Genomic DNA, 26,133 nt, shown 5'->3' with positions numbered 1-26,133 from the left:
CCAGGAGTGCCGGATGCGCCGTACAGCCTCACCGTTCTCGCTGGTCGCAACAGGTCTCGGCACGTTCCTGCTCGTCCTGGCGGGGCTGCTCGCCTGGTACGTGGAGCCGCGCGCCGAGCGCACCAGCATCGACATCGACGCGACGACCGTGTTCACCGGAACCGGCAGCTACTTCGACACCGAGAAGATCAAGACCGTACGCGATCGCAAGCTCACCATCACCCGGCAGGCCCGCGGCGACGTGGCCGCGAGCGAGCGCAGCGGCCGGGCGGTCTGGGACGTGACGACGTCCGTCGACACCGCGAAGACCCTCCCGGCGAGCGACCCGCACGACGCACTGCAATGGACCCTGGAGCGCTGGGTCACCGACCGGAAGACCAACGCCGCCGTGCACTGCTGCGGCGAGCAGCCCACCTTCAGCGGCGAGGCCTACCTGAAGTTCCCCTTCAACGTGGAGAAGCGCACGTACACCTGGTGGGACAACACGCTCGGCGCGACGGTCCCGCTCCGCTTCAGCGGCGTGACCAAGGTGCAGGGCTACGAGGGCTACCGGTTCACCGGCACCGTCGCCCCCGCCAGGACCGGCTCCCGGCTCGTGCCGGGCCGGATCGTGGGGCAGCCGAGCAAGAGCCAGGTCCTCGCCGAGGAGTGGTACGCCAACCACGGCGTCGAGCTCGTCGTCGACCAGCGCACGGGCCGCGTCCTGTACGCCGCCATCGGTCCGCGCAAGACGCTGCGCGCACCCGGCACGGACAAGGACGCGGCCGTGCTCCTGGACAGCCGGAAGATCGCGTTCACCCCGGCCACGCAGCGCGACCAGGTGGCGCTGGCCCAGGACGACAACGACCGGCTCACACTGATCGGCACGACGTTGCCGCTGGTGGCGGGCGGTCTGGGTGTGCTGCTCGTGGCGGCCGGCCTGGTACTCGTCGTACGGGGCAGGGGTGGCAGGCAGGAGCGGGAAGGGTCGGAGCGTCCGGATCCCGATACGTCCCCGACGACCCTGGAAACGTCCACGATGTGACGGTACGTCAGTCAAATACGGACCGAAACTTGTCACGCGGGTGAGTAGCCGCATCGAACAGCGGGGCGAAAACTGTCCCTCCCCACCCCGTGCACAGGCTCCGCACAGCCTCGGCACCGTACCTCCCAGTACACCCAAGTACGCCCGAACACCCGCGTACGCCCGACGAGTTGGAGCACCAATGCCCCAGCACGTGCCCCTCCCGCTGCGCGCCACGTCGGCCCCACCCGGCGCGCGGCATCCGCAAGCCGACCCCCCGCACCCGCGCCGCATCGTGTTCCTCGCCCACCGCGACCTCGGCAATCCGGCCGCGGGCGGCTCCGAGCTCCTGGTCGACCGGCTCGCCGACGGACTGACCCGCCAGGGCCACCAGGTGACGCTGCTGTGCGGCGGCCCCGCGGCCTTCCGCGACTATCGGGTCGTCTCCGCCGGCGGGGAGCACGCCCACTATCTGCGGGCGCGCTCGGCCTTCGCCCGCCAGGTCGGCGACTGCGATCTGCTCGTCGAGGTCTGCAACGGGATGCCGTACCTGGCACCGCTGTGGCACCGCGGCCCCACGCTCTGCCTCGTCAACCACGTCCACACGGACCTGTGGCGGATGCGGCTGCGCGGACCACTCGCACCCGCGGCCCACCTCGGCCGAAGACTTGAGCACTGGGCGCTGTCCGGGGCCCAGCGCCGCAATCTGCTCGTGGCCGTCTCGCCGTCGACGGCACACGCGCTGCACGCCATCGGCGTGGACCGGGACCGGATCCGCCTCGTGCCGAACGGCGTCGAGGAGCCGGGCCCGAGTGCGGACCGCTCCCCCGAACCGCTGTTCCTGGCGATGGGCCGGCTCGTCGAGTACAAGCGGATCGATCTGCTGCTGCGCCTGTGGGAACGGGTGCGTCCGGTGACGGGCGGCCGGCTCGTGATCGTCGGGGACGGCCCCGAGGCGCCGCGCCTGCGCCAACTGGCGGGCGAGGGCGTCGAGTTCACGGGCCATGTCTCCGAGGCCGAGAAGCACCGTCTGCTCTGCGAGGCCTGGCTGCTGCTCCACCCCTCGGCCGTCGAGGGCTGGGGCCTGGTCATCACCGAGGCGGCGGCGCGCGGCACCCCCGCGGTCGGCTTCGACGTGCCGGGCGTGCGCGACTCCGTCGAGGACGGCGCCACCGGGCTGCTCGCGCGCGGCGAGTCGGCCTTCGCGGCGGCCTGGTGCACGCTCGCCCTGTCCGGGCACCGCCGCGAACTGATGGGCAAGGCGGCCCAGGAGCGGGCCTCCGGCTACCGATGGGCCCACACCGTGCGGCAGTTCGGCGCGGTGGCGGCGGAAGCGGTGCGGGGCTGGACGCCGTGACGGCGGCCACGGGGGTCAAGGGGCGTGCCGGCTTCAGAGATCCGTCGCCGGCCCGCTCGCTCGCGCTCTTCCGGGCGTTCCTGCGCGAGCAGCGCGACCCCGAGACGTGCTACGCGCTGCTCGCCCGGGACGCCGCCGACCAGGTGGAGGCGTACGGGAAGGTGGCCGGGAAGGTCGTCGTGGACGTGGGCGGCGGCAGCGGGCACTTCACGCGCGAGTTCCGGGCGCGCGGCGCGCAGGCCCTCCTCTTCGAGCCGGACACCGGGGAGTTGGGCGCCGACCCGCCGGCGGGCACAGTGGTCGCGGACGGCTATCTGCTGCCGCTGCCCGACGCGTCGGCGGACGTCACGTTCTCCTCGAACGTCCTGGAGCACGTCGCCGACCGCGACACGTTCATCAGCGAGCTGATCCGGGTCACCCGGCCCGGCGGCCTGATCTACGTCGCGTTCACCAACTGGCTGTCCCCGTGGGGCGGTCACGAGTGGGCGCCCTGGCACTATCTGGGCGCCGACCGCGCGCAGGCCCGCTATCTGCGGCGTACCGGCCGGGCACCCAAGCACACCCTCGGCGAGAACCTCTTCGCCCACCACATCGGCCCCACCCTGCGCCATGTGCGCGCCCGCGACGACGTGTCGGTCGTCGCGGCGCGCTCCCGCTACTGGCCGTTCCTCGCGGAAGCGGTCACGCGGGTCCCCGGCGTGCGCGAGTTCGCCACCTGGAACCTTCTCCTCATCCTCAGGCGGTGTCCATGACGACCGTGGTCCAGGCCCCACCCGCCGCGGCGACGCACCCGGACCCCGAACCGGGTCCGCGTGCGCGCCGCTGGCTGTTCGCGTTCTGGGCCGTGTTGTTCGTCGCGTTCTGCGCGGTGCAGCCGGGGCGTGCCACGTTCGAGACAAAGCTCGGCGTCTCGCAGGACCCCTGGAAGTTCCTCGGTGACCTCGGGGAGCTGTGGCACGACAGAGCCGGCTTCGGCGGGATCTCCGACCAGTACATCGGCTACGCGTTCCCGATGCTGCCGTACTACGGCCTGACCGACCTCCTACAGATCCCGGTGTGGCTGGCCGAGCGGCTGTGGATGTCGATCATCGTGACCGTCGCCTTCTGGGGCGCCCTGCGCCTGGCCGAGCGTCTCGGCATCGGCGCGCCGGGCAGCCGGCTGCTCGGTGCGGTGGCGTACGCGCTGTGGCCGACGTTCACGATCGTCATCGGCTCGACGTCGGCGGCGGCGCTGCCGGGCGCGTTCCTGCCGTGGGTGCTGCTCCCGCTCACCAACCCCCGTACGACAGCCCGCATTTCGGCGACCCGGTCGGCGCTCCTGATCCCGTTCATGGGCGGCGTGAACGCGTCCTCGACACTGGCGTCCCTGCTCCCCGTGGGCCTGTATCTGCTCTCCCGGCCACCGTCCGCCCGCAAGCGCCGCCAGATCATCTGGTGGCTCCCCTCGGTGGTCCTGGCGACGGCCTGGTGGACGATCCCGCTCGTCCTGCTCGGCATCCACGGCAATAACTTCCTTCCTTACGTGGAGAGTTCACAGACCACGACCGAGGCCATGTCCGCGACGGAGACGCTGCGCGGAGCCGGGAACTGGGTGGCGTATCTGCATCTGGGCGACGCCTGGCTGCCCGCGGGCTGGGCCGTGGCGACGTCGGTGGTCGTCATCGTCTGCTCGGCGCTCGCCGCCGCGATCGGGCTCGCGGGCCTGGCGCGCCGCGACATCCCGGAGCGCCGCTGGCTGCTGCTCACGGTCATGGCGGCGGCCCTCATCACCCTTGCGGGATACGGGGGTTCGCTCGGCGCGCCCTTCCACGACACGGTGCAGTCGTGGCTGGACGGGGGCCTCGCCCCGTTCCGCAACATCTACAAGTTCCAGACGGGAATCGCCCTCGCCCTCGCGCTCGGCATCGCCCACCTCGTGGGCGTGGCCGCCAATCCGCGCGGCGCCCGCCCGGTGCGCGCCCGCCGCTACGCCACGCTGATCGCCGCGATCCTCATCGTGCCGGGCCTCGCCTGGCCGTACCTCAACGGCTCGATCCTGCAACCGGGTGCGTTCCAGAAGCTCCCCACGTACTGGCAGACGACGGCGAACTGGCTGGAGAAGTACTCGCCCGACTCCCGCGCCCTGGTCGTCCCCGCGACCGCCCACGGCATCTACACCTGGGGCTCCCCCATCGACCAACCGCTCGACGTGCTCGCCGAGTCCCGCTGGGCGCAGCGCGACTACGTCCCGTTCGGCACGCGCGGCAACCGGCGCGCCATGGACGCCGTCGAACAGGCCCTGATGAGCGGCACCCAAGTACCGGGACTTCAGGACTACTTGAGCCGAGCCGGCCTGCACTACGTGGTGGTCCGCGGCGACCTCGACCCCGACCAGTTCGGCTACGTCCCCACGGCCACGGTCAAGCGCACCCTGGCCGAGTCCGGCTATGAGCGCGTCACCGGCTTCGGCCCACTCACCACGGGCGGCCGCATCGCAGAGAAGACACCGATCCAGATCGAGGGCCTCTACCCGCGCAGCCGCGCCGTCGAGATCTACGCGCCGCGGGACAACTCCGACCGGCCTGGCCAGGCGGGCCTGCTCCCGGTCGGGAACACGGCGGAGGTCAGCGGCGGCCCCGAGGCCCTGCTCCGGCTCTCCGCCGACCCGTCCTTCCTGAACCGCCCCGCCGTCCTGACCGGCGACAACCACCCGGGCATCGGCAACCCCGCCCTGCGCGTGGCCGCCGACGGACTGCGCCGCGCGGACACCCGCTTCGGCCTGGTCAACACCAACACCTCGTATCCGTACACACCGAAGGAACGCAACAGCCCGAACGCCTCCGAGAACCCGGACGAGCCGCCGAAGCAGATCCTGCCGACCGACGGCATGACCCATCAGACGACGGCGGACATCCAGGGCGCCCGCTCGGTCACGGCGTCCTCCAGCGGCAACTGGCTGCTCCACCTCCCCCAGTTCGACCCGGTGAACGCCTTCGACAAGGACCCCGACACGGCATGGGTGGAGGGCGCCCCCGACTCCGCCAAGGGCGAATGGGCGCGCATCGACTTCTCCGCGCCGACACGGATCCCCGCCACCATCCATCTGACACCGCTGCCGCAGGACAACGTGCGGGCGGCCCCGACCCGCGTACGGATCGAGACGGACAAGGGCTCCACGACGGCCAACATCCAGCCGAACGGCAAACGCCAGGCGATCAAGTCCCCGGCGGGCACCGCGAATTGGCTGCGCGTGACGATCCTCGACACGCAGCGCGCCCGCCCCGGGCTCACCGGCGCCGGATTCACGTCCATCGACATCCCCGGCGTCAGGGCGACCCGCGCGCTGCGCCTTCCGTCCGACTCCGAGCAGGCCGACCAGTACTCCTTCCACCGCGCCACGAGCGACGGCGGCCTCACCCTCACCGACACCGAGCGCTCCCTGAACCGCGTCTTCTCGACGACGGGCGAGTCCACGTACGACGTCGAGGCGAAGGCCGCCCCCACGCCGGGACCCGCGCTCGACAAGCTGCTCTACGACCTGGCCCCCGACCAGCGCCGCAAGATGACGGCGACCGCCGACTCCACGGCGGAGCTGGGCCTGAACACCACGCCCCGCAACCTCACCGACGGCGATCTGACGACGGCCTGGATCGCGGGCGACGACCCCACGATCCACCTGCGCTGGCCGGACAAGCAGCCCGTCTCCACGCTCGTCCTCGCCGGGGCCGGCGGCCTCACCACGCGCCCCGAGAAGATCGAGATCAGCAGCCCGGACGGGGCGGCGGTGGCCGGCGTCGACGAGAACGGCGTGGCCCGCTTCGACCCCATCACCACGAACCGCCTGGACATCACCATCACCAAGTCGGCCCCGCTCAAGGTCCACAACCCGGTCGCCGACAAGGACCTGCAACTCCCGGTGGGCCTGACCGAGGCCTACATCCCGACCCTCGACGCCTACCGCGTCGCACAACCCACGCCCGACCGCAGGTTCAGCCTCCCCTGCGGCAAGGGCCCGACGATCACGATCGACGGCACCCGCCACCGCACCTCGGCGAGCGGCACCCTGCGCGCCCTGACGGAACGCCGCCCGATCACGGTGAAACCGTGCGGCGACACCCTGGACCTCCCGGCGGGCCCCCACACCCTGAAGACCTCGCCCGCCGGCCCCCTCGCCCTCACGGACATCACCCTCACGAACACGACGGCCACCACGGAGGCAGCGCCCACCGTCCGCGGCCTCACGGTCCGCGACTGGCTCGGCGACCGCCGCGAAGTACAGGTCGCCGCGGGCGAGGCGACGTACCTGACCACGTACGAGAACGCCAACGACGGCTGGGAGGCGACCCTCGACGGCAAGAAGCTGAGCTCGCTGCGCCTCGACGGCTGGCAGCAGGCGTGGCTGATCCCTGGCGGCTCAAGCGGCACGGTCAAACTCTCCTACGCCCCGGCCCGCACCTACGAGGTGGGCCTGTTCGCATCCGGCGCCGCAATCCTGGTGCTCGGCGCGCTGTGCCTGTGGCGCAGGCGGGACACGGAACAGGAGCCCCCGGCCGCACCACCACCCCCCGGCTGGATCATCGGCACGGCCCTGCTCACGGCCATCGGCATCGTGATCGCGGGCCCCTGGGCGGCCCTGGTCCCGGCCCTCGCCCTCCTCGCCTGGAAACGCCACGCACTGCTGATCCCGATCGCATTCGCGGCGATGACGGCGGCAGGCGCGGTGGCAGCAACAGGCGCGGGAGAACCGGTCCGCGAGGGCGCGGGCGCCTACAGCACGGCAGCCCAACTCCTGGCGCTGATCGCCCTGTTCGCAGCACTGGTGACGTTCACGCTGCCCAATCAAGCCCGCCTTTCGGACGAGAGCCAGCGGGGTCCGGGGCAGAGCCCCGAGTCCGCAACCCCCGGGGGCGCAGCCCCAACGACGGGACGGGAAGGGGAGGAAGGGGCGACTCCCCCGGACCCGACTCCGGACCGCACCCCCACGCTCCCGCAGAAACCCACAACCCCGGGGAGCGCCCCATGACCACCCTGGACCGCCCCGCCCGGGGCAACCACGGCAAACGGCCCACCCGCATCCCCTTCCCCACCGTCGACGAAGTCTCGCGCCACTGCCTCCAGGACCGCGAACCGGAAACCGTCCACATCGAGATCCACCTCACCGCCCGCCTAGACGCCACCCGCCTCACCCACGCCTTCACGGACGCCCTCCACCACCACCCCCGCATCCTCATGCGCGAGGCCCCCCGCCACTGGTACAGCAGCCGCTACGAGTGGGAACTGACAAAGACCGCGGACGTACCCCCCGTCTCCTTCCCGGCCCCCACCCCGAACGCCCTGCACGAGGCCCGCACCCGCTCCCTCGCCGACGCCCCACCCCTCACCGCCTCCCCACCCATCCGCCTGGAGGCGGTGGAGGACCCCGGGACCGGGAACACCGTCCTGTTCGTCACCATCAACCACACGGCCCTCGACGGCCCCGCCTGCCTGCGCGTCATCGCCACCGCAGCGGAGCTCTACGCCGGCCGCGACAACTCCCCGCCGCCCACCACTCCCCCGCTCCTGAGCCCACGCCCCCCGCAGCCCCCGCCCTCCCCCTGGTCCCGCCCGGCCCGGGTCTCCGCCGGCACCCCCGACCCCCGACCCGGCAACGGCCTCGTGGTCACCGAACTGTCGGTGCCCCGCCGCCCGAAGGGCGCCCCGTACACGGTCAACGACCAGCTGATGGTGGCCACGGCCCGCACGATCGCCGACTGGAACGAGGAGCACGGCACCCACCACACCCGCCGCCCCCTGCGCGTCACCATGCCGGTGGACGACCGCCCGCGCGACACGACGATGCCCATCGGCAACGGCACACGCCTGGTGGAAGTGGCCCTCACACCAGCCGAGTTGGAGAAGGACACCCCCGCCCTCCTGCGTCTCACGGCCACCCGCACCGCGACCCTCAAGTCCCAGCCCAGACCCCAACTCGGGCACGGTGCGGCGTTGTTGACCAGCCCGTACGCCCCGGTGGCCTGGCGCGCCGCCGCCACCCGCGCCCTGCGCACGGTGGCGGCGCCATGGACGTCGACCACCCTGCTCAGCAACATCGGCCGCGTCCCCTACCCGCTGGACTTCGGCGACGGCGGCAAGGCCCGCGCCGTCTGGTTCTCGGCCCCGGCCCGGATGCCGCGCGGCCTCACCTTCACGACGGCGTCCACGGCGGGCCGGCTGCACCTGGCCCTGCGCTGGTCGCGCACCCTGCTCGGGCCCGGTGACGGGGCCCGCCTGCGCGACCTCTTCGAGCAGCACCTCCACGCGACGCAGGAGGAGGCACCATGACCACGCACCCCGAACTCGAGGCCCCGCCAAAGGACTTGAGGGACTTCTACGAGAACCCGGCCGTCCCGGTGGCCTCCGGCACCCCCCGCACCCGCCGCCAGGCCCGCATCCTCGCCACCGCCCTGTCCGGCACCCGCCGCGCCACCGTCCTGGACATCGGCTGCGGCGACGGCACGGCCGCCGCCACCACCGCCCGCCTCCTGCCAGGACCCGACGAGCACCGCCTCATCGGCATCGACTGGTCACAGGACGCGCTGCGCCGCGCGGCCCGCCGTGTTCCCCGGGTCGTACGCGGCGAACTCACGGGCCACGGCCTGCCGTTCGCGGACGCGTCCGCCGACGCGGTCCTCCTCTCCGAGGTCGTCGAGCACCTCGTCGACCCCGACGCCGCGCTCGACGAGATCCGCCGCGTCCTGCGCCCGGGCGGCCATCTGATGCTGTCCACCCCGAACCTGGCCGCCTGGTACAACCGGGCCCTGCTGCTCGCCGGCGTACAGCCCGTCTTCTCTGAGGTGAGCCTGCGCGCGATCCACGGCAGGCCGGGCACCGAAGTGGTCGGCCACCTGCGCCTCTACACCCCCCGCGCCCTGAGGGAGTTCGTCGCCGCGTCGGGCTTCGAGGTCGTACGCCTCGCAGGGGCTCCGTTCCACGGGGTGCCCCGCCCGCTGCGCCCCCTCGACCGGCTCGCCTGCGCGGCCCCGTCCCTCGCCTCGATCCTTCTCCTGCACGCACGAAGGACGTGAGCGGCGATGCCCGCCGTGGCATGGGGAGTCGGCGCGGCACTGCTCGCCAACACGCTCTACAGCGTGGGCTTCGTCCTGGAGAAGCGGGCCCTCACCCGGCTGCCCGAAGTGAGCGTGCGCCGCCCCGCCCACCTCCTGCGGCAGGTGGTGACGAGCCCGCTGTGGCTGGCCGGATCCATCGCCCTGGCCTCCGGCTTCGGCGCCCAGCTCGCCGTCTACCGGACGCTTCCCATCGCCGCGGCCCAGGGAATCTTCGTCTCCGGTCTGGTCATCCTCCTGCTCCTGTCGGCCCGGCTCCTCGGCGAACGCACCTCGGGCCGCGAGCGCTACGCCATCGCCGCGATCCTGGCGGCGCTGCTCATGGTGGTGCTCTCGCTCGAGCAGGACGCGGACGCGGTGGGGCACCGCTCCCCCGCGCCCCTCATCCTCCTGGTGTGCGTGCCCTCGCTGGCGGCGGGCCTGTCCCTGTACGCCGCCGCGGAACGCCGCGCGCGGCACCGCCACCGGCTCCCGACCACGGGTGTCGAGTACGGGGTCGCGGTGGGCCTGCTCTACGGGGTCAGCTCGCTCGCCATCAAGGGCGTGTCGGGCGTACTCCCGGACATCCCGGCCCTGTTCGCGTCCCCGTACCCGTATCTGCTGATGTGCACGGGCGCGTTCGGGCTCGTCATGTCGCAGGCGGCCCTGCAACGCTGCCGCGCCTCGCTGATCGTCCCGGTGTGCACCACGGTGACCTGCCTGTTCACGGCGGTCCTCGGCACGCTCGCGTTCGGCGAGTCGCTGCCCCACGAGCCGGTGCGCCTGACGCTGCGCCTGACGGGCACGGCCCTCGCGGTCGCCGTGCTCCTCCTGATGCCGAAACACGACGCCCCCACACAACCGGACCAAGAACCAAGGGAGTTGCTCCCGCATGAACCCTGACGACCCGCTGCTCAAGATCCTCGCCTGCCCGCTCGACAAGGGGCCCCTGCTCCTGCTGCCCGCACCGGAAGGGAACACGGGCGACAGTCTCTACAACCCCCGGCTGCACCGCCGTTACCCCATCGTCGACGGCATCCCGCAGCTCCTCCCTTCGTCCGGCGAACAGGTGGCGGAAGGCGAGCACGAACAGCTCCTGCAACGGGCCGAGCAGGCGAAACGGGCGCTGCCATGACGACACTCGCCGCCCGGATCGCCCCCTGGCTGCCCGCCCGGCTGACCGCGGCGACGGCCCGCGCCCTGTACCCGCGCTTCGAGCCCGAGCTGACCCGGCTCGCCGACATGCTGCCCGCCGCCGGGGCCTGCGGCACGGCGGTCGACGTCGGCGGCTGGTACGGCCCGTGGACCCACCGCCTCGCGGACCGGGCCCGCCGCGTGATCACCCTCGAACCGGTCCCGCACCTGGCCCGGGTGCTCGCCGCGTCCGCGCCGGCGAACGTGCGGGTCGTCCGGGCGGCAGCCAGCGACCGCCCCGGCACGGCCCCGCTGTGGCAGCCGCCGCACGACGAGCGCGGCGAACGCGGGGTGTCCTCGCTCGTCCGCCGCGACGACCTGCACGCACCGACCGGCCGCGAGGTGCCCTGCGTGACCCTGGACGAACTCGCCCTGCGCGACGTCGACTTCATCAAGATCGACGTGGACGGGGCGGAGCTGCGAGTCCTGCGCGGCGCCCGGGCCCTGCTCGCCCACGACCGGCCCGCCCTCTTCATCGAGCTGGAGACCCGCATCCAGCCGATCACCCCGGTCGTCGCCCATCTCCGCGCCCAGGGCTACGAGGGCTGGGTCCTACCGGAGACCGACTGGCTGCCCCTGCCCTCCTACGATCTGGCGGCCCATCAGCGCGGCACCTCCCACATCGCCTCGCAGGGTCTGCTGCGCCGCGCCCTCACCCCGACAAGACGCCGCCCGCGGTACGTGAACTCGGTGCTGTTCCTTCCGGACGGGCGGGCCCCCGGCGACGTACGCCACCATGGAGCGCATGCCCGCACCAGCTGAGCCCTTCACCCCGCTGGACTTCCAACTGGTCCTGCTGCGCCGCATGGCCGACCACAACCCGGACCTTGTGGAGACCGCCCGCGCCGACCTCGGTGCCTCCGTCGCCGAGATGCGGGAGGCGAACCGCCGCTGGCAGGCGAAGCTGCACTCCCGCCACCCGCAGGCAGCGGTCTCCCGCTACCGGTCCGTGCTCGGCGCCCCGGAGCGCACCCTGCTCCGCAAGGTCGGCGACCTGGAGTGCGAGGCGCTGCTGTGGCCGGTGCCGCTCTGGCCCGACCTGCGCTTCGAGGTGCTGCTCGCCCCCACGGGCGGGATCTGGAACGAGTGGCTGATCCGCACCCCCGGCACCCCGGGCCCGGCCCTGCGCACCCTCGCCGATCTGACGCCCTGGTCCTGCACGGTGGACGAGGCGGCCCGCGCCTTCGCCCCGGCCCGCCCCCTCGAAGGCTCGGCGCCCACCCGCTGGGGCCTGGCGTTCCACGCCCCCGACGAGGCGGGGACGCCCCGCGAGGTGCGGGCGGAGTTCACCTGGGGGCTGCTCCAGCGCTGGTACGAGGCCTGAGATTCACCCGCGAGGCCCATCCGGAATACGAACACAAAAAACGAACAGGGGCGCAGTTGTTCCCTTGAACAGGTGGTCGTAGCCGAAGAGTTTGCATGGGGCGTACGTGAACAACGATGCTTACGGTGCGCAAGCAACGGGCTGCAGACCGTAGCGACCGCATCGCGATGCACATCTCAAGTCCCAAGTCCCATATGCACTTTGCATCACCGATGCACTTTGCATCATCGCTAGGAGAACGCGTCACATGAACGTCATCACCGACATCGTCGCCGGCCTCGCCCACTTCCTCGGCTGGCTGGTGTAACACCGTCGGACACCGAAGCGGCGCCGTCTCCCACGTCCCACGGGAGGCGGCGCCCCGGCGTTTGTGGACCCGCCCGGCCTACTCCAACGAGCGCCCTCCCGCGCGCGACCGCAGGATGCCAGAAGGGTCGCCGCCCGGCGAGCCCACCACGGTCCGCGCTCTCGGGAGGATCTGCCATGACCGCCAGTCTGGAGCAGTTGCGCCGCTGCCACTTCGCCGTCGATCTCGGTGCCGCGCGCACCCGCGTGTACGTGAAAGGCGCGGGCCTCGTCGTCGATGAGCCCAGCGCGGCGGCGGTCAACACCCGCACCGGCGCGCTGATCGCGGTCGGCGAGTTCGCCGAGAAGATGACAGGCCGCACTCCGCACTACATCCGCGTCGTGCGCCCGGTCTCCGGCGGCACGGTCGTCGACATCGAGATGGCCCAGCGGATGCTGCGCCACCTGCTCGGCGACAAGCTCCGCCGCACCCTTCGCCGCAAGCCCCGCCTCCGCGCGGCGGCCGCCATCCCGCACGACGCGGACCCGCTGGCCCAGCGCGCGGCCGTCGAGACCCTCATCGGCCTCGGCGCCCGCCGCGTGGAACTGGTCGACACCCTGATCGCCGCCGCGGTCGGCTGCGGCCTCCCGGTGGAGCAGCCCGAGGCAACGATGATCATCGTCTGCGGCGCGGCCACCACCCAGATCGCGGTCCTCTCGCTCGGCTCGATCGTGACGGCCGCCCGGATCCCCGTCGGCGGCGACGCCATCGACCACGCGGTCGTCCAGCACCTGCGCCAGCACCACGCGCTGATGCTGCCGTCCCAGTCCGTACGCCCCCTGCAACTCGCCCTGAGCGGCAACGGCCTCACCCCGCAGGGCCCGGAGCAGACCGAGATCCACGGCCGCGACGTGGCGACGGGCCTGGCCCGCTCCGTACATGTGGACACCGCCGCCGTGCGCAGCGCGATCCACACCCCGCTGACCGCCGTCCTCGACGGCATCGGCAGGGTGCTGCGCGACTGCCCGCCCGACCTGGTCGCCGACCTCACGGAGCGCGGCATCATGATGGTCGGCGGCTCCGCCCTGCTGCCCGGCCTCGACCAGATGCTGCGGTCCGCGACGGGCGTCCCGGTGCACATCGCCGAGCGCCCCGACGTGTGCGCGGTGCGCGGGCTCGGCGAGATGCTGGAGGGCAGGATCCAGCCGATGTCTCTGAGCCCCCTGACCGACTGACCGCGCACGCCCCCGGGCATCGAGCCCGCCCATCGGATGACAGATGGCCCGTCACGGTTTCCGTGACGGGCCATCAGGTTACGTACGAGCTGGTCGCATCGTTTCTGCGCCGCGTACTTGCGGTGGGGCGGGTGGGACTCGAACCCACGGCCGACGGATTATGAGTCCGCTGCTCTAACCGGCTGAGCTACCGCCCCGTCTCAGCGTGGCGCGTACAAGTGTGCGCGCCGTCTGCCGCAGCATAGCCGCTCATACGATCTCCTGCCTCGGATGGTCCGGCTCTGCACGACCATGAGGACTCCCCGCGCGCGCGGACGGTTCCACCAGGCAAGAAAAAGCCCTCCGGAGTGGACTCCGGAGGGACTTGTTCACAGCTCTCCCGACTGGACTCGAACCAGTAACCTGCCGGTTAACAGCCGGCTGCTCTGCCAATTGAGCTACAGGAGATCGAGCTCCCCCGACTGGACTCGAACCAGTAACCTGCCGGTTAACAGCCGACTGCTCTGCCAATTGAGCTACAGGGGAATGACCTCGTTGCTTCGAACGAACCCACCTGGGTACTCACCAGGCGGCGTGCGCTCGCTGCGACACATACATTAGCGCAAGGTGGGGGGTGCTCCGCCAATCGGTATCCCTCAGGTGATCAACAAGCTCCACGATGACCGCACTGACCACGACGCCTCACTACGGAAAGGGTGGCCGACCATGCGCTATCGGCTCACATTCATCGCAGGTCTGGCCCTGGGCTACGTGCTGGGCACGAGGGCAGGTCGCGAGCGCTACGAGAAGCTGAAGAAGTCCGCGCGCGAGATCGCCCAGAACCCGACCGTGCGCAATACGGCGGAGACGGCGGCGCAGCAGACGCGGAACGTCGCGGGCAAGGCCTTCCACTCGGTGAGCGAGAAGGTCGAGAGCAAGGTTCCGGACTCGGTCGCCGACCGGGTGCGCACGCTGCGCGAGCGCGGCGGCAGCGCCGACGGCGGGGCGACCGACGACTGGGGCACCAGCAACACCTGACGCCCCGGACCCCACGGCGCGAGCCCGACGGCACAGATTCCTCCGGCGGTACGGCAGAATTTCAGTCATGGGGATAGTCGCCGGGCTGGACAGTTCGCCCGAATTTACGCGCATAGTCGTTTGTGACGCCGACACCGGGGCCGTGCTGCGGCAGGGGTACGCCCCGCACCCGCTGGAGGCACCGGAAGGCGGCGGACGTCCGTCCGACGTGGATCCCCAGGCGTGGCTGCTCTCACTCGGCGAGGCCGCCGGCGGCGGGCTGCTGGAAAGCGTGCAGGCCATCGGGGTCTCCGCGCAGCAGAACACCGTGGTGCCGCTGGACGCGCAGGGCAACACCGTGCGCCCGGCCCTGGTCGGCGGGGACAAGCGGGCGCAGGTCGCGGCCGCGGACCTGATCGACCGGCTCGGCTCGCGCGAGGCGTGGGCCGAGGCCGTCGGGACCGTGCCGCAGGCGGCGCTGCCGGTGACCAAGCTGCGCTGGCTTGCGCGCAGCGAGCCGGAGAACGCGGAGCAGGTGGCCGCCCTGATGCAGGCGCACGACTGGCTGGTGTGGCAGCTGCTCGGTCGGCCTGCGCGCCGGACCACCGACCGCGGCGGGGCCTCCAGCACCGGCTACTGGTCGGCGGCGACCGCCGCGTGGCGGCCCGATCTGGTGGAGCTTGCGCTCGGGCACCAGGTGGCGCTGCCGGAGGTGATCGGCCCCGGTGAGGCGGCCGGGCGGACCCCGGAGGGCCTGGTCATCTCGGCCGGGACCGGGGAGACGATGGCTGCCGCGTTCGGGCTCGGCGTGCAGTCCGGGGACGCCGTGGTCTCGCTCGGGGCATCGGGCTCCGTGATGGCCGTGCACCACGAGGCGCTCGTGGACTCCAGCGGCTCCATCACCTCGCTCGCCGACGCGACCGGAATGCATCTTCCCGTCGTGCATACGTCGAACGCCGTACGGGCGCTGCGGGGCACGGTCGAGATGCTGGGGCTCGACGGAGGCCTGGAGGAGCTGTCCGAGCTGGCCATGAAGTCGACGCCGGGCGCCCACGGACTCGTACTCCTGCCCTATCTGGAGGGCGAGAAGACGCCGAATCTGCCGCACACCGCGGGGACGCTGAGCGGGCTGCGAAGAGAGTCCATGAAGCCCGAGCATCTGGCGCGGGCCTCCTTCGAGGGCATGCTGTGCGGGCTCGCCGACGCGATGGATGTGCTGCGCGGGCGTGGCGTGGAGATACGGCGGGTGTTCCTGCTGGGCGCCGCCGCCGAGCTGCACGCGGTGCAGAGCGTGGCGCCGGCCGTGTTCGGGGCGCAGGTCGTGGTGCCGCAGCCCGCGGACTACGCGGCGATCGGCGCGGCGCGACAGGCCGCGTGGGCGCTGAACGGGCAGTTGCCGCAGTGGCAGGGCGCGGCCGCGCAGGTCTTCGAGGCGGGCGACGAGCTGCCGGTGGGCCAGGCGGTGCGGCAGCAGTACCGGGCCGTACGGGACCAGATCCACCCCGGCGCGTTCGCCTGACACCGGTGCGGCGGCCGGACTTTGAGCACTCTTGGATAAATCGGTTGAGGTAACGCGGGTGGAGTGTCGGACGATAGGGCTCCATGCGTCGCCGTAGTGACAGACGGCGCGCGGCGATCCCCCTCCCCGCTCACCGCTCCCACCCCGACCGCCGACCACGAGAGACCGAGCGTGCTCATAAAACTTCTGCGGACCTATCTCCGTCCGTACAAGAAACCCATCGGGCTGCTGGTGCTGCTGCAGTTCCTGCAGACCTGCGCCTCGCTGTATCTGCCCACCCTGAACGCCGACATCATTGACAACGGTGTCGTGAACGGCGACACCGGCTACATCCTGGAGTTCGGCGCCCTGATGCTGGGCGTCACCGTCGTCCAGGTCGTCTGCAACACCGGCGCCGTCTACTTCGGCGCCCGGACCGCCGCGGCCGTCGGCCGGGACCTGCGGGCGGGGATCTTCGACCGCGTGCAGTCCTTCTCGGCCCGCGAGGTCGGCCAGTTCGGCGCTCCTTCGCTGATCACCCGCACCACGAACGACGTGCAGCAGGTCCAGATGCTGGCCCTGATGACGTTCACGCTGGTGGCCTCGGCGCCGATCATGTGTGTCGGCGGCGTCGTCATGGCGCTCGGCCTGGACGTGCCGCTGTCGGGCGTGCTGCTCGCCGTGCTGCCCGTCATGGCGATCGTCCTGTCGCTGATCATCCGCAAGATGCGGCCGCTGTTCCGGTCCATGCAGGTCAAGCTGGACACGGTGAACCGGGTGCTGCGCGAGCAGATCACCGGCAACCGCGTCATCCGCGCCTTCGTCCGCGACGACTTCGAGAAGGACCGGTTCGGAGCCGCGAACCGGGATCTGACCGATGTGTCGGTCGCCACCGGCCGGATCATGGCACTGATGTTCCCCTTCGTGATGACGATCGTGAACGTCGCGTCCATCGCCGTGGTCTGGTTCGGCGCGCACCGCATCGACAGCGGCGGCATGCAGATCGGTGACCTGACCGCGTTCCTCGCGTATCTGATGCAGATCGTGATGAGCGTGATGATGGCCACGTTCATGTTCATGATGATGCCGCGCGCCGAGGTGTGCGCCGAGCGCATCCAGGAAGTGCTCGGCACCGATTCGAGTGTGGTGCCGCCACGGCCCGACGCGTCGGTGCGTGAACTGCGCCGCCACGGCCATCTGGAGCTGCGGGGCGCCGACTTCGGCTACCCGGGCGCCGAGGAACCCATCCTGCGCGGCATCGACATCACGGCCCGCCCCGGCGAGACCACGGCCATCATCGGGTCGACCGGCAGCGGCAAGTCGACGCTCCTCGGCCTCGTGCCGCGGCTGTACGACACCACGGCCGGCACGGTCTACGTGGACGGCGAGGACGTCCGCGGGATCGACCCGGCACTGATGGCGAAGACGGTCGGGCTCGTGCCGCAGAAGCCGTACCTGTTCTCCGGCACCGTCGCCACGAACCTGCGCTACGGCAATCCGGACGCCACCGACGACGAGCTGTGGCACGCGCTGGAAGTGGCGCAGGCCAAGGGGTTCGTCGGCAAGCTGGAGAGCGGGCTCGACGCGCCCATTACCCAGGGCGGCACCAACGTCTCCGGCGGTCAGCGCCAGCGCCTCGCCATCGCGCGCACGCTGGTGCAGCGGCCGGAGATCTACCTCTTCGACGACTCGTTCTCCGCGCTCGACTACGCGACCGACGCGGCGCTGCGCCGGGCGCTCGGCGAGGAGACCGCCGAGGCGACCGTGGTGATCGTGGCCCAGCGGGTCTCGACGATCCGCGACGCCGACACGATCATCGTGCTCGACGAGGGCCGCGTCGTCGGCACCGGACGCCATCACGAGCTGATGGCCGACAACGAGACGTACCGGGAGATCGTTCTCTCCCAGCTGACGGAAGCGGAGGCCGCCTGATGAGTGGGCCCATGGGGCGGATGGCGGCCGGTGCGCCCGGTTCGCGTTCGATGGACTTCAAGGGGTCCGGCAAGCGGCTCCTGAAGCGGCTCGCCGCACACCGCACGGCGGTGATCGGGGTGCTCGTCTCCGTCGTGATCAGCGTCGGCCTGTCGGTGGTCGGGCCGAAGATCCTCGGCCACGCCACCGATCTGCTGTTCGGCGGGATCATCGGCGGGCAGATGCCGGCCGGGCAGACCAAGGAGCAGGTCCTCGAGGGCCTGCGCGCCAAGGGTGACGGCGGCATGGCCGACATGCTCGGCGGCGTCGACTTCACGCCGGGACAGGGCGTCGACTTCGGCGCGATCGGTGAGGTGCTGCTGCTCGGCCTCGCCGTGTTCGCCGTCGCGGGGCTGACGATGATGATCGGCACCCGGCTCGCCAACCGGACGATCAACCTGGCCGTGGGGCAGCTCCGTGCCGAGTTGCAGGGCAAGCTGTCGCGACTGCCGCTGTCGTACTACGACCAGCAGAAGCGCGGCGAGGTACTGAGCCGGGCGACCAACGACATGGACAACCTCGGGCAGACGCTCCAGCAGACGATGGGGCAGATGCTCAACTCGCTGCTGACCGTCATCGGCGTGCTCGCGATGATGTTCTGGATCTCCTGGCTGCTCGCGCTGGTCGCGCTGGTCACGGTGCCGCTGTCGGTGTTCGTCGCGGCGAAGGTCGGCAAGCGGTCGCAGCCGCAGTTCGTGCAGCAGTGGCGGGCGACCGGCGCGCTCAACGCGCACATCGAGGAGATGTACACCGGCCACAACCTGGTGAAGGTGTTCGGGCGGCAGGACGAGTCGGCGGAGCTGTTCGCCGAACAGAACGACGCGCTGTACGAGGCGTCGTTCAAGGCGCAGTTCAACAGCGGCATCATGCAGCCGCTGATGTTCTTCATCTCGAACCTGAACTATGTGCTGGTCGCTGTCGTCGGCGGATTGAGGGTGGCCAGTGGGTCGCTCTCCATCGGTGATGTGCAGGCCTTCATCCAGTACTCGCGCCAGTTCTCGATGCCGCTGACGCAGGTCGCGTCGATGGCGAACCTGGTGCAGTCGGGTGTCGCTACGGCCGAGCGCGTCTTCGAACTGCTCGACGCGGAGGAGCAGTCGGCGGAGCCAGTGCCCGGCGAGAAGCCGGACAACCTGCGCGGGCACGTCGAGTTCGAGCACGTGGCCTTCCGCTACGAGAAGGACACGCCGCTCATCGAGGACCTGTCGCTGACGGCCGACCCCGGTCACACGGTGGCGATCGTCGGGCCGACGGGCGCGGGCAAGACGACCCTCGTCAATCTGCTGCTGCGGTTCTACGAGGTCACGGGCGGGCGCATCACGCTCGACGGCGTCGACATCGCGAAGATGTCGCGGGAGGAGCTGCGCGCCGGGATCGGCATGGTGCTCCAGGACACCTGGCTGTTCGGCGGGACCATCGCGGAGAACATCGCGTACGGGGCCCCGAAGGACGTCACCCGCGAGGAGGTCGAGGAGGCGGCGAAGGCCGCGCACGCCGACCGGTTCATCCGGACGCTGCCCGACGGGTACGACACCGTGCTCGACGACGAGGGCACCGGCGTCAGCGCGGGTGAGAAGCAGCTGATCACCATCGCGCGGGCGTTCCTGTCCGACCCGGTGATCCTCGTGCTCGACGAGGCGACCTCCTCCGTCGACACCCGGACCGAGGTGCTGATCCAGAAGGCGATGGCGCGGTTGGCCTCCGGCCGGACGTCGTTCGTGATCGCGCACCGGTTGTCGACGATTCGGGATGCGGACACGATTCTCGTGATGGAGAACGGGGCGATCGTGGAGCAGGGCTCGCACGAGGCGCTGGTCGCTGCGGATGGGGCGTATCAGCGGTTGTACGAGGCGCAGTTCGCGCAGGCGGTCGCCGAGGTCGACTGACGCCCGGGTCCGCCTGATCTCTTGCCCCGTCGGGGTTGCGGTCGCGGGGCTCTGCCCCGGGCCCCGCGCCTCAATCGCCGGCGGGGCTTGATTGGCCGAACCGCCGACGGGGCTTGCTGTGGAACTAGTCCAGGTAGCCCCGCAGTTGGTCCGCGAACGCGTGGTCGCGGAGTTTGTTCAGGGTTTTTGATTCGATCTGGCGGATGCGCTCGCGTGTGACGCCGAAGATGCGGCCGATCTCCTCCAGCGTGCGGGGGCGGCCGTCGGCGAGGCCGTAGCGGAGCTGGACGACCTTGCGTTCGCGCTCGCCGAGCGTGGAGAGCACGGCCTCCAGGTGTTCGCGCAGCAGGAGGAACGCCGCCGATTCCACGGGGCTCGTGGCGTCGCCGTCCTCGATGAGGTCGCCGAGCGCCACATCGTCCTCCTCGCCGACGGGGGCGTGGAGGGACACCGGCTCCTGGGCGAGGCGCAGCACTTCGCTGACCCGCTCGTGCGTCAGGTCGAGGTGGACGGCGACTTCCTGAGGGGTCGGCTCGTAACCGCGCTCCTGCAGCATGCGGCGCTGCACGCGGACGACCCGGTTGATCAACTCGACGACGTGGACCGGGACCCGGATGGTGCGCGCCTGGTCGGCGAGGGCGCGACTCATCGCCTGGCGGATCCACCAGGTCGCGTACGTCGAGAACTTGTAGCCGCGGGCGTAGTCGAACTTCTCGACCGCGCGGATCAGGCCGAGATTGCCCTCCTGGACCAGGTCGAGCATGGTCAGGCCGCGGCCCACGTACCGCTTGGCGACGGAGACGACCAGGCGCAGGTTCGCCTCGATGAGGCGGCGCTTGGCCATCCGGCCCATGACCACCAATTTGTCGAGGTCCAGGGCGAGTTGGGAGTCGAGGTCGGGGGCGTGGGCGAGCTTCTCCTCGGCGAACAGGCCCGCCTCGACGCGCCGCGCGAGATCCACTTCCTCGGCCGCGGTGAGCAGCGGGATCCGGCCGATCTCGCGCAGATACTGCCGGAACAGGTCGGAGGACGGACTGGCGCTTTCGGTGCGGGCGCCGCGCACCGGTTCGGGCGGGTCCACGGACCCCTGGGGGCCGGCCGGTTCTTCCGGCTCGGCCTCGGGATGGTGCTCGACGCGGCTCTGCGAGGGCACAGAAGCCAGCACGTCGCCCTGCGGCACGGCACCCTTGGGCGCGGCTTCGGGTTCGGCGAGGGCCTGCGCTGTGCTGTCGCTCTGGGTGAGGGTCTGGGTCTGCACGGGGGCGACCTCCAAAGTGATCGCATCTGAGGCGTGCGGCAGGGGGGCGGGAACGACGGCCTCGCCGCTGTCCGTCCCGTACGCGATGAGCGGAACCGCGGGGGTGTCGGACCCGTTGTCCGGGCTCCGGCCGCGCTCCGAGGACTCAGGCACCGCAACCCAGTGTGGAGTACGACACAGTGCCGCCACGAGGGGCGTGCGTTGACTTTTTGAGTCCGGTGCGTGACCGCGTGGTTACCGTGCTGGACGGTTACCCGCCTTTCCCGGATCCGAACAGCCACAAACGGCGCATCGGAGTGCGGGCACCTACAGGGCTTCCGCGCCCCGCTCGCGCAGCGCCTGGCCGTACTGCTGGAGCACCCACAACTCGCTCTGCACCGTGGCCAGTTGGTGCGGGTCGCCGCCCGCGCCGAGGCGGGTGAGCGTGCCCTGGACGTCCCGGATACGGCGGTCGACGGCGCGCTTGCGCACGGTCACCAGCTGCTCCCCCGCGTACGCCTCGTCCACGGTCTTGCGGCGGATGGCCTCGACGGCGAGCTCGGTCACCATCGCCCGCACCGCGTCGTCGGGCGCCGCCTCGCGCACCGCGATCAGGTACTCCTGCGGGTCGTGGACGCCCTGCTCGGCGCCGCCCGCGTCCATGACGGCCTGGCGGACGGCGGCGTACGGGTCGGCCGTGAACTCGTCGACCCCGTACGCGTCGAAGGCCGGGGACACCAACTGCGGGTACTGCAAGGCGAGTTTGAGCAGTTCGCGTTCGGTCGTGAAGACCGGGTTGCGCAGGGTGAGCGCCGGTCCGCCGAAGGGACGGGCCGTGGCGGCAGCGGGGTCGGCCCCCGGACCGCCGCGTCCGGAGGCGGGCGCGGGCCCGCGGCCACCGCGCTCGCGGGCCCAACGGGCGAGCTGCCCCACCCGCTTGACCACGAACTGGGTGTCGAGGATGCCGAGCATCCCGGCGAGCTGGACCGCGACCTCGTGCTGCGAGGCACTGTTCTTGATGCGGGCGACGACGGGCGCCGCCTCGTCGAGCGCGGCGGCGCGGCCCGCCGGGGTCTCCAGGTCGTACCGGGCGACGATCTGGCGGAGCGCGAACTCGAAGAGCGGCGTGCGGGGTTCGGCCAGTTCGGCGACCGCGTCGTCGCCCTTGGCGAGGCGCAGGTCGCACGGGTCCATGTTGTCCGGCGCGATCGCGATGTACGTCTCGGCGGCGAACTTCTGGTCGTCCTCGAAGGCGCGCAGGGCGGCCTTCTGGCCCGCCGCGTCGCCGTCGAAGGTGAAGATCACGCGCGCCGAGCCGTTGTCCATCAGGAGCCGGCGGAGGATCTTGATGTGGTCGCCGCCGAACGCCGTGCCACAGGTGGCGATGGCGGTGGTGACGCCGGCCAGGTGGCAGGCCATCACGTCCGTGTACCCCTCGACGACGACCGCGCGGGAGGACTTGGCGATGTCCTTCTTCGCGAGGTCGATGCCGTACAGGACCTGGGACTTGCGGTAGATCGGCGTCTCGGGCGTGTTCAGGTACTTCGGCCCGTTGTCGTCCTCGCGCAGGCGGCGGGCGCCGAAGCCGACGACCTCGCCGCCGATGTCGCGGATCGGCCACATCAGGCGGCCGCGGAACCGGTCGATGGGGCCGCGGCGGCCCTCCTGGGAGAGCCCGGAGAGCAGGATCTCCTTGTCGCTGAAGCCCTTGCCGCGCAGGAAGCGGGTGAGGTGGTCCCAGCCCGCCGGGCTGTAGCCGACGCCGAAGTGCTGGGCCGCGGCCTGGTCGAAGCCGCGCTCGGCGAGGAACTTGCGGCCGATCTCGGCTTCCGGCGACTCCAGCTGGTCGACGTAGAACTGCGCGGCGACCTTGTGCGCCTCGACGAGGCGGATGCGCTCGCCGCGCTGGTGGGTGGGGTTGTACCCGCCCTCCTCGTAGCGCAGCGTGATGCCCGCCTGACCGGCGAGGCGCTCCACCACCTCGGAGAAGGAGAGGTGGTCGACCTTCATCACGAATGTGATGGTGTCGCCGCCCTCCTGGCAGCCGAAGCAGTGGAACAGGCCCTTACTGGGGCTGACCTGGAAGGACGGGGACTTCTCGTCGTGGAACGGGCACAGACCCTTGAGGTTTCCGCCGCCCGCGTTGCGCAGCTGCAGGTACTCGGACACCACGGCGTCGATCGGGACCGCGTCCCGAACCGCCTTCACGTCCTCGTCATTGATCCTGCCTGCCACGCGGCAATTCTACGGGTGCCCACTGACACTCCCGTACCCCCTGGTCTTTTCGGCCGGGGGTCTGGGGGTTGCCCCCAGAAGACACAGCACGGGCCGCCACTGACACTTCTGTCACCGCTCCAGAAGATCAACTCACTGGTCCAGAAGATCACCGAGCGGAACCGACGGGTCCGAAAGGCGCTCGACCCCGGGCCTGGCCCCGGACCTGATCAGCCGCTGGATCTGCTCCGTGACGTCCCACACATTCACGTTCATCCCCGCGAGGACCTGGCCGTCCTTCAGCCAGAACGCGATGAACTCGCGCTTGCCCGCGTCCCCGCGCAGCACCACCTGGTCGTACGAGCCCGGGGGCGCCCAGCCCGAGTACTCCAGGCCCAGGTCGTACTGGTCGGAGAAGAAGTACGGCACGCGGTCGTAGCTGACGTCCTTGCCGAGCATGGCGCGGGCCGCGGCCGGCCCGCCGTTCAGCGCGTTCGCCCAGTGCTCGACGCGCAGCCGGTCGTCGAAGAGCGGGTGCCGGACCGCCGCCACGTCGCCCGCCGCGTAGATGTCGGGGTCGGAGGTGCGCAGCGTCGCGTCCACGGCGATGCCGCCGCCGTGCGCCCGGTCGGCGAGCTCGAGGCCCGCGGCCTCGGCGAGCCCGGTGCGCGGGGCGGCGCCGATCGCGGCCAGCACATCGTGCGCCGGGTGCTCCTCGCCGTCGTCGGTGAGGGCGGCGAGGACCATGCCGTCCTGGCCGGTGATCTCGGTGAGCCTGGCGCCGAAGTGGAAGCGGACGCCGTGGTCGCCGTGCAGCTCGGCGAAGATCTGGCCGACCTCGGGGCCGAGCACGGAGTGCAGCGGCGTGGCCTCCGGCTCGACGATGGTGACCTCCGCACCGTACTCACGGGCGGCCGCCGCGACCTCCAGGCCGATCCAGCCGGCGCCGGCGATCACCAGGTGTCCGTTGTCCCTGCCGAGCGAGGCCAGCACGCCCTTGAGACGCTCGGCGTGGGCGAGGCGGCGCAGGTGGTGGACGCCCGCGAGGTGGGTGCCGGGGATGTCGAGGCGGCGCGGCTCCGCGCCGGTGGCGAGCAGCAGCTTGTCGTAGCGGACGACGGTGCCCTCGCCGAGCCGCACGGTCTTCTCCGCGCGGTCGATCGTGGTGACCGTCTGGCCGAGGTGCAGCTCGATGTCGTTGCTCGCGTACCAGGCCGGTTCGTGGACGAAGACGCTGTCGCGCTCCTCCTTGCCCTGGAGGTAGCCCTTCGACAAGGGCGGTCGTTCGTACGGGTGGTCCCGTTCGTCACCGATGAGGATCACCCGCCCGGTGAACCCCTCCGAACGAAGTGTCTCGGCGGTCTTGGCTCCGGCGAGCCCTCCCCCGACGATGACGAACGTCTGGTCCGCGTCGACCACTTGATGCCTCCTCATTGCCATGCCGTCATATGCGAGCGTCCCGCACGCAGCGTAATGCGGGAAGGGGGCGTGGCCCGATCAGGGCATCTTTTCGTCACGCCCAGTGGTCGCGTCTTCCTCTCGATGATGCCCGGCGACGGTAAGCCGCGCGTGAAGGGAACGGGCCGAGGCGTCGGTCAGGGAGGCGATCTGATCGACGATCACCCGCTTCTTCGCGCGGTCGTCGGGCGCCGCGTCGAAGAGGGCGCGGAACTGCGGGTCGAGGCCGTCGGGCGCGCGGGCGACCAGCGCCTGCGCCAACTCGGCGACCACGATGCGCTGGTCGGCCCGGAGCCGCTCCTGCTGGGGGCGCTGCATCACATACCGGTCGGCGACCGCCTTGAGCACCGCGCACTCGTACCGGGCGGCGCGCGGGACCACCAGCTCGGCCACGTACCGTGTCAAACGGCCCGTGCCGTATCTCGCGCGTGTCGCGCCCTCGGCGGCGAGGCAGAAACGCCCGATCAGCTGGCTGGTCGCGTCCTTGAGCCCGGCCTGGGCGACCGCAGTGCCGTCGTAGCCGTGCGGCCACCACTCCTGGTCGAGGAGGCGGTCGAGGGCCGCGGAGAGCTCGGCGGGATCCGTGCCCTCGGGAACGTAGCGTCCGATGGCGACGGCGAAGATGTCGGCGCGCTCGGGCTCGGCGTGCAGCACGTTCGGATCCAAGTGCCCCGCGTGCAGGCCGTCTTCGAGGTCGTGCACGGAGTACGCCACGTCGTCCGACCAGTCCATGACCTGCGCCTCGAAGCAGGTGCGGCGGCCGGGAGACGTCTTCCTGATCCAGTCGAAGACCGGGCGGTCGTCCTCGTAGACCCCGAATTTCAGCGACTCGGGGTCACTGGGGTGCTCGCCGCGCGGCCACGGGTACTTCGTCGCGGCGTCAAGCGCGGCCCGCGTCAGGTTGAGTCCTACGCTGGTCAGCCGGCCGGAACTGTCGCTGCGCGCGAAGCGCTTGGGCTCGATGCGGGTCAGCAGACGCAGCGACTGCGCGTTCCCCTCGAAGCCGCCGCAGTCCTCCGCCACCTCGTTGAGCGCCTGCTCGCCGTTGTGCCCGAAGGGCGGGTGGCCCAGGTCGTGCGAGAGGCAGGCCGTCTCGACGAGGTCGGGGTCGCAGCCGAGCGCGGCGCCCAACTCCCGCCCCACCTGGGCGCATTCGAGGGAGTGCGTGAGCCGCGTGCGCGGGCTCGCGTCCCAGTGGTGGCCAAGGGTGCCCGGCGTGACGACCTGGGTCTTGCCCGCGAGGCGGCGCAGCGCCGACGAGTGCAGCACCCTGGCCCGGTCGCGCTGGAACGCCGTGCGCCCCGGGCGCTTGTCGGGCTCGGGGGCCCAGCGCTCGACCGCCACCTCGTCGTATGTGTCGCTGCCTTCCATGTCCTGACAGTAAGGGCAGCCACCGACAACCGGGGTCTGCGG

Annotated in this window: 19 protein-coding genes and 3 tRNA genes; 15 read left to right on the top strand and 7 right to left on the bottom strand. The window is 71.4% G+C overall.

All coding sequences use genetic code 11. The annotated features are described in order from the left end of the window. Positions 1–13 precede the first annotated feature (13 nt). The 11 genes from pgfA to OG746_RS28810 all read left to right on the top strand — a co-directional run bounded on the left by pgfA (position 14) and on the right by OG746_RS28810 (position 13,460). Positions 14–1,024, top strand: coding sequence for a cell envelope lipid trafficking protein PgfA (gene pgfA / locus OG746_RS28860; protein ID WP_266719949.1), 1,011 nt, complete (start codon positions 14–16; stop codon positions 1,022–1,024). Between the two features lie 181 nt (positions 1,025–1,205). Then, entirely contained in the window at positions 1,206–2,360 is a 1,155-nt protein-coding gene (locus tag OG746_RS28855; protein WP_266719947.1) for a glycosyltransferase family 4 protein, read from the top strand. Further along, a complete protein-coding gene (locus OG746_RS28850) occupies positions 2,357–3,112 on the top strand; it encodes a class I SAM-dependent methyltransferase (RefSeq protein ID WP_266719945.1) in 756 nt (251 codons plus the stop codon). Before OG746_RS28855 ends, OG746_RS28850 begins: the two co-directional genes overlap by 4 nt. Beyond that, positions 3,109–7,362: an alpha-(1->3)-arabinofuranosyltransferase gene (locus OG746_RS28845; protein WP_266719943.1), complete on the top strand. Its 4,254-nt coding sequence runs from the start codon at positions 3,109–3,111 to the stop codon at positions 7,360–7,362. Before OG746_RS28850 ends, OG746_RS28845 begins: the two co-directional genes overlap by 4 nt. Next, complete coding sequence (locus tag OG746_RS28840) at positions 7,359–8,660, top strand: condensation protein (RefSeq protein WP_266719941.1); 1,302 nt, start codon at positions 7,359–7,361, stop codon at positions 8,658–8,660. The genes OG746_RS28845 and OG746_RS28840 overlap by 4 nt, the downstream gene beginning before the upstream one ends. Further along, on the top strand, positions 8,657–9,403 hold the full coding sequence (locus OG746_RS28835; protein ID WP_266719939.1) for a class I SAM-dependent methyltransferase: 747 nt from the start codon (positions 8,657–8,659) through the stop codon (positions 9,401–9,403). The genes OG746_RS28840 and OG746_RS28835 overlap by 4 nt, the downstream gene beginning before the upstream one ends. 6 nt (positions 9,404–9,409) lie before the next feature. Then, positions 9,410–10,324: a DMT family transporter gene (locus OG746_RS28830; protein ID WP_266719937.1), complete on the top strand. Its 915-nt coding sequence runs from the start codon at positions 9,410–9,412 to the stop codon at positions 10,322–10,324. Then, a complete protein-coding gene (locus tag OG746_RS28825; RefSeq protein ID WP_266719935.1) occupies positions 10,314–10,556 on the top strand; it encodes a Trm112 family protein in 243 nt (80 codons plus the stop codon). The genes OG746_RS28830 and OG746_RS28825 overlap by 11 nt, the downstream gene beginning before the upstream one ends. Then, positions 10,553–11,377, top strand: a complete 825-nt coding sequence (locus OG746_RS28820; protein ID WP_266719933.1) for an FkbM family methyltransferase — start codon at positions 10,553–10,555, stop codon at positions 11,375–11,377. The genes OG746_RS28825 and OG746_RS28820 overlap by 4 nt, the downstream gene beginning before the upstream one ends. After that, a complete protein-coding gene (locus tag OG746_RS28815) occupies positions 11,352–11,939 on the top strand; it encodes a hypothetical protein (RefSeq protein ID WP_443063080.1) in 588 nt (195 codons plus the stop codon). The genes OG746_RS28820 and OG746_RS28815 overlap by 26 nt, the downstream gene beginning before the upstream one ends. 483 nt (positions 11,940–12,422) lie before the next feature. Beyond that, positions 12,423–13,460: a rod shape-determining protein gene (locus OG746_RS28810; RefSeq protein WP_266719929.1), complete on the top strand. Its 1,038-nt coding sequence runs from the start codon at positions 12,423–12,425 to the stop codon at positions 13,458–13,460. A gap of 123 nt (positions 13,461–13,583) precedes the next feature. On the opposite strand, the gene OG746_RS28805 is transcribed toward OG746_RS28810, so the two are convergent. The 3 genes from OG746_RS28805 to OG746_RS28795 form a co-directional block, all read right to left on the bottom strand. Continuing rightward, positions 13,584–13,657: transfer RNA gene (locus OG746_RS28805), tRNA-Ile, on the bottom strand. Between the two features lie 177 nt (positions 13,658–13,834). Beyond that, positions 13,835–13,907, bottom strand: a tRNA-Asn gene (locus tag OG746_RS28800). A 5-nt stretch (positions 13,908–13,912) separates the two neighbouring features. Then, positions 13,913–13,985: transfer RNA gene (locus OG746_RS28795), tRNA-Asn, on the bottom strand. Positions 13,986–14,165: 180 nt separating this feature from the next. Here OG746_RS28795 and OG746_RS28790 point away from each other — a divergent pair. From OG746_RS28790 to OG746_RS28775, 4 genes are all read left to right on the top strand, one after another. Next, on the top strand, positions 14,166–14,477 hold the full coding sequence (locus OG746_RS28790) for a YtxH domain-containing protein (RefSeq protein WP_266719927.1): 312 nt from the start codon (positions 14,166–14,168) through the stop codon (positions 14,475–14,477). A 67-nt stretch (positions 14,478–14,544) separates the two neighbouring features. Continuing rightward, positions 14,545–15,975 (top strand): xylulokinase, encoded by a 1,431-nt coding sequence (locus OG746_RS28785; protein WP_266719925.1) that lies wholly within the window; start codon positions 14,545–14,547, stop codon positions 15,973–15,975. A gap of 171 nt (positions 15,976–16,146) precedes the next feature. Further along, the gene (locus tag OG746_RS28780; RefSeq protein ID WP_266719923.1) at positions 16,147–17,886 is read left to right on the top strand and encodes an ABC transporter ATP-binding protein; all 1,740 of its coding nucleotides are present in this window, start codon (positions 16,147–16,149) and stop codon (positions 17,884–17,886) included. Further along, the gene (locus OG746_RS28775) at positions 17,886–19,811 is read left to right on the top strand and encodes an ABC transporter ATP-binding protein (protein WP_266719921.1); all 1,926 of its coding nucleotides are present in this window, start codon (positions 17,886–17,888) and stop codon (positions 19,809–19,811) included. Before OG746_RS28780 ends, OG746_RS28775 begins: the two co-directional genes overlap by 1 nt. A gap of 124 nt (positions 19,812–19,935) precedes the next feature. Here OG746_RS28775 and OG746_RS28770 read toward each other — a convergent pair whose 3' ends face one another. The 4 genes from OG746_RS28770 to OG746_RS28755 form a co-directional block, all read right to left on the bottom strand. Next, positions 19,936–21,222: an RNA polymerase sigma factor gene (locus tag OG746_RS28770; protein WP_266719919.1), complete on the bottom strand. Its 1,287-nt coding sequence runs from the start codon at positions 21,220–21,222 to the stop codon at positions 19,936–19,938. Between the two features lie 153 nt (positions 21,223–21,375). Continuing rightward, entirely contained in the window at positions 21,376–23,283 is a 1,908-nt protein-coding gene (dnaG, locus tag OG746_RS28765; RefSeq protein ID WP_266719917.1) for a DNA primase, read from the bottom strand. 132 nt (positions 23,284–23,415) lie between these two features. Next, positions 23,416–24,681 carry an NAD(P)/FAD-dependent oxidoreductase gene (locus OG746_RS28760; protein ID WP_266719915.1) on the bottom strand — a complete coding sequence of 422 codons (1,266 nt, stop codon included), beginning with the start codon at positions 24,679–24,681 and terminating at the stop codon, positions 23,416–23,418. Between the two features lie 78 nt (positions 24,682–24,759). Next, entirely contained in the window at positions 24,760–26,091 is a 1,332-nt protein-coding gene (locus OG746_RS28755; RefSeq protein WP_266719913.1) for a deoxyguanosinetriphosphate triphosphohydrolase, read from the bottom strand. Between the last annotated feature and the right edge of the window lie 42 nt (positions 26,092–26,133).

This window comes from Streptomyces sp. NBC_01016, assembly GCF_026341035.1.
Classification (GTDB): Bacteria; Actinomycetota; Actinomycetes; order Streptomycetales; family Streptomycetaceae; genus Streptomyces.
Note: the sequence above shows the minus strand (reverse complement) of the source record. Positions and strands in the feature narration are given on the sequence as shown.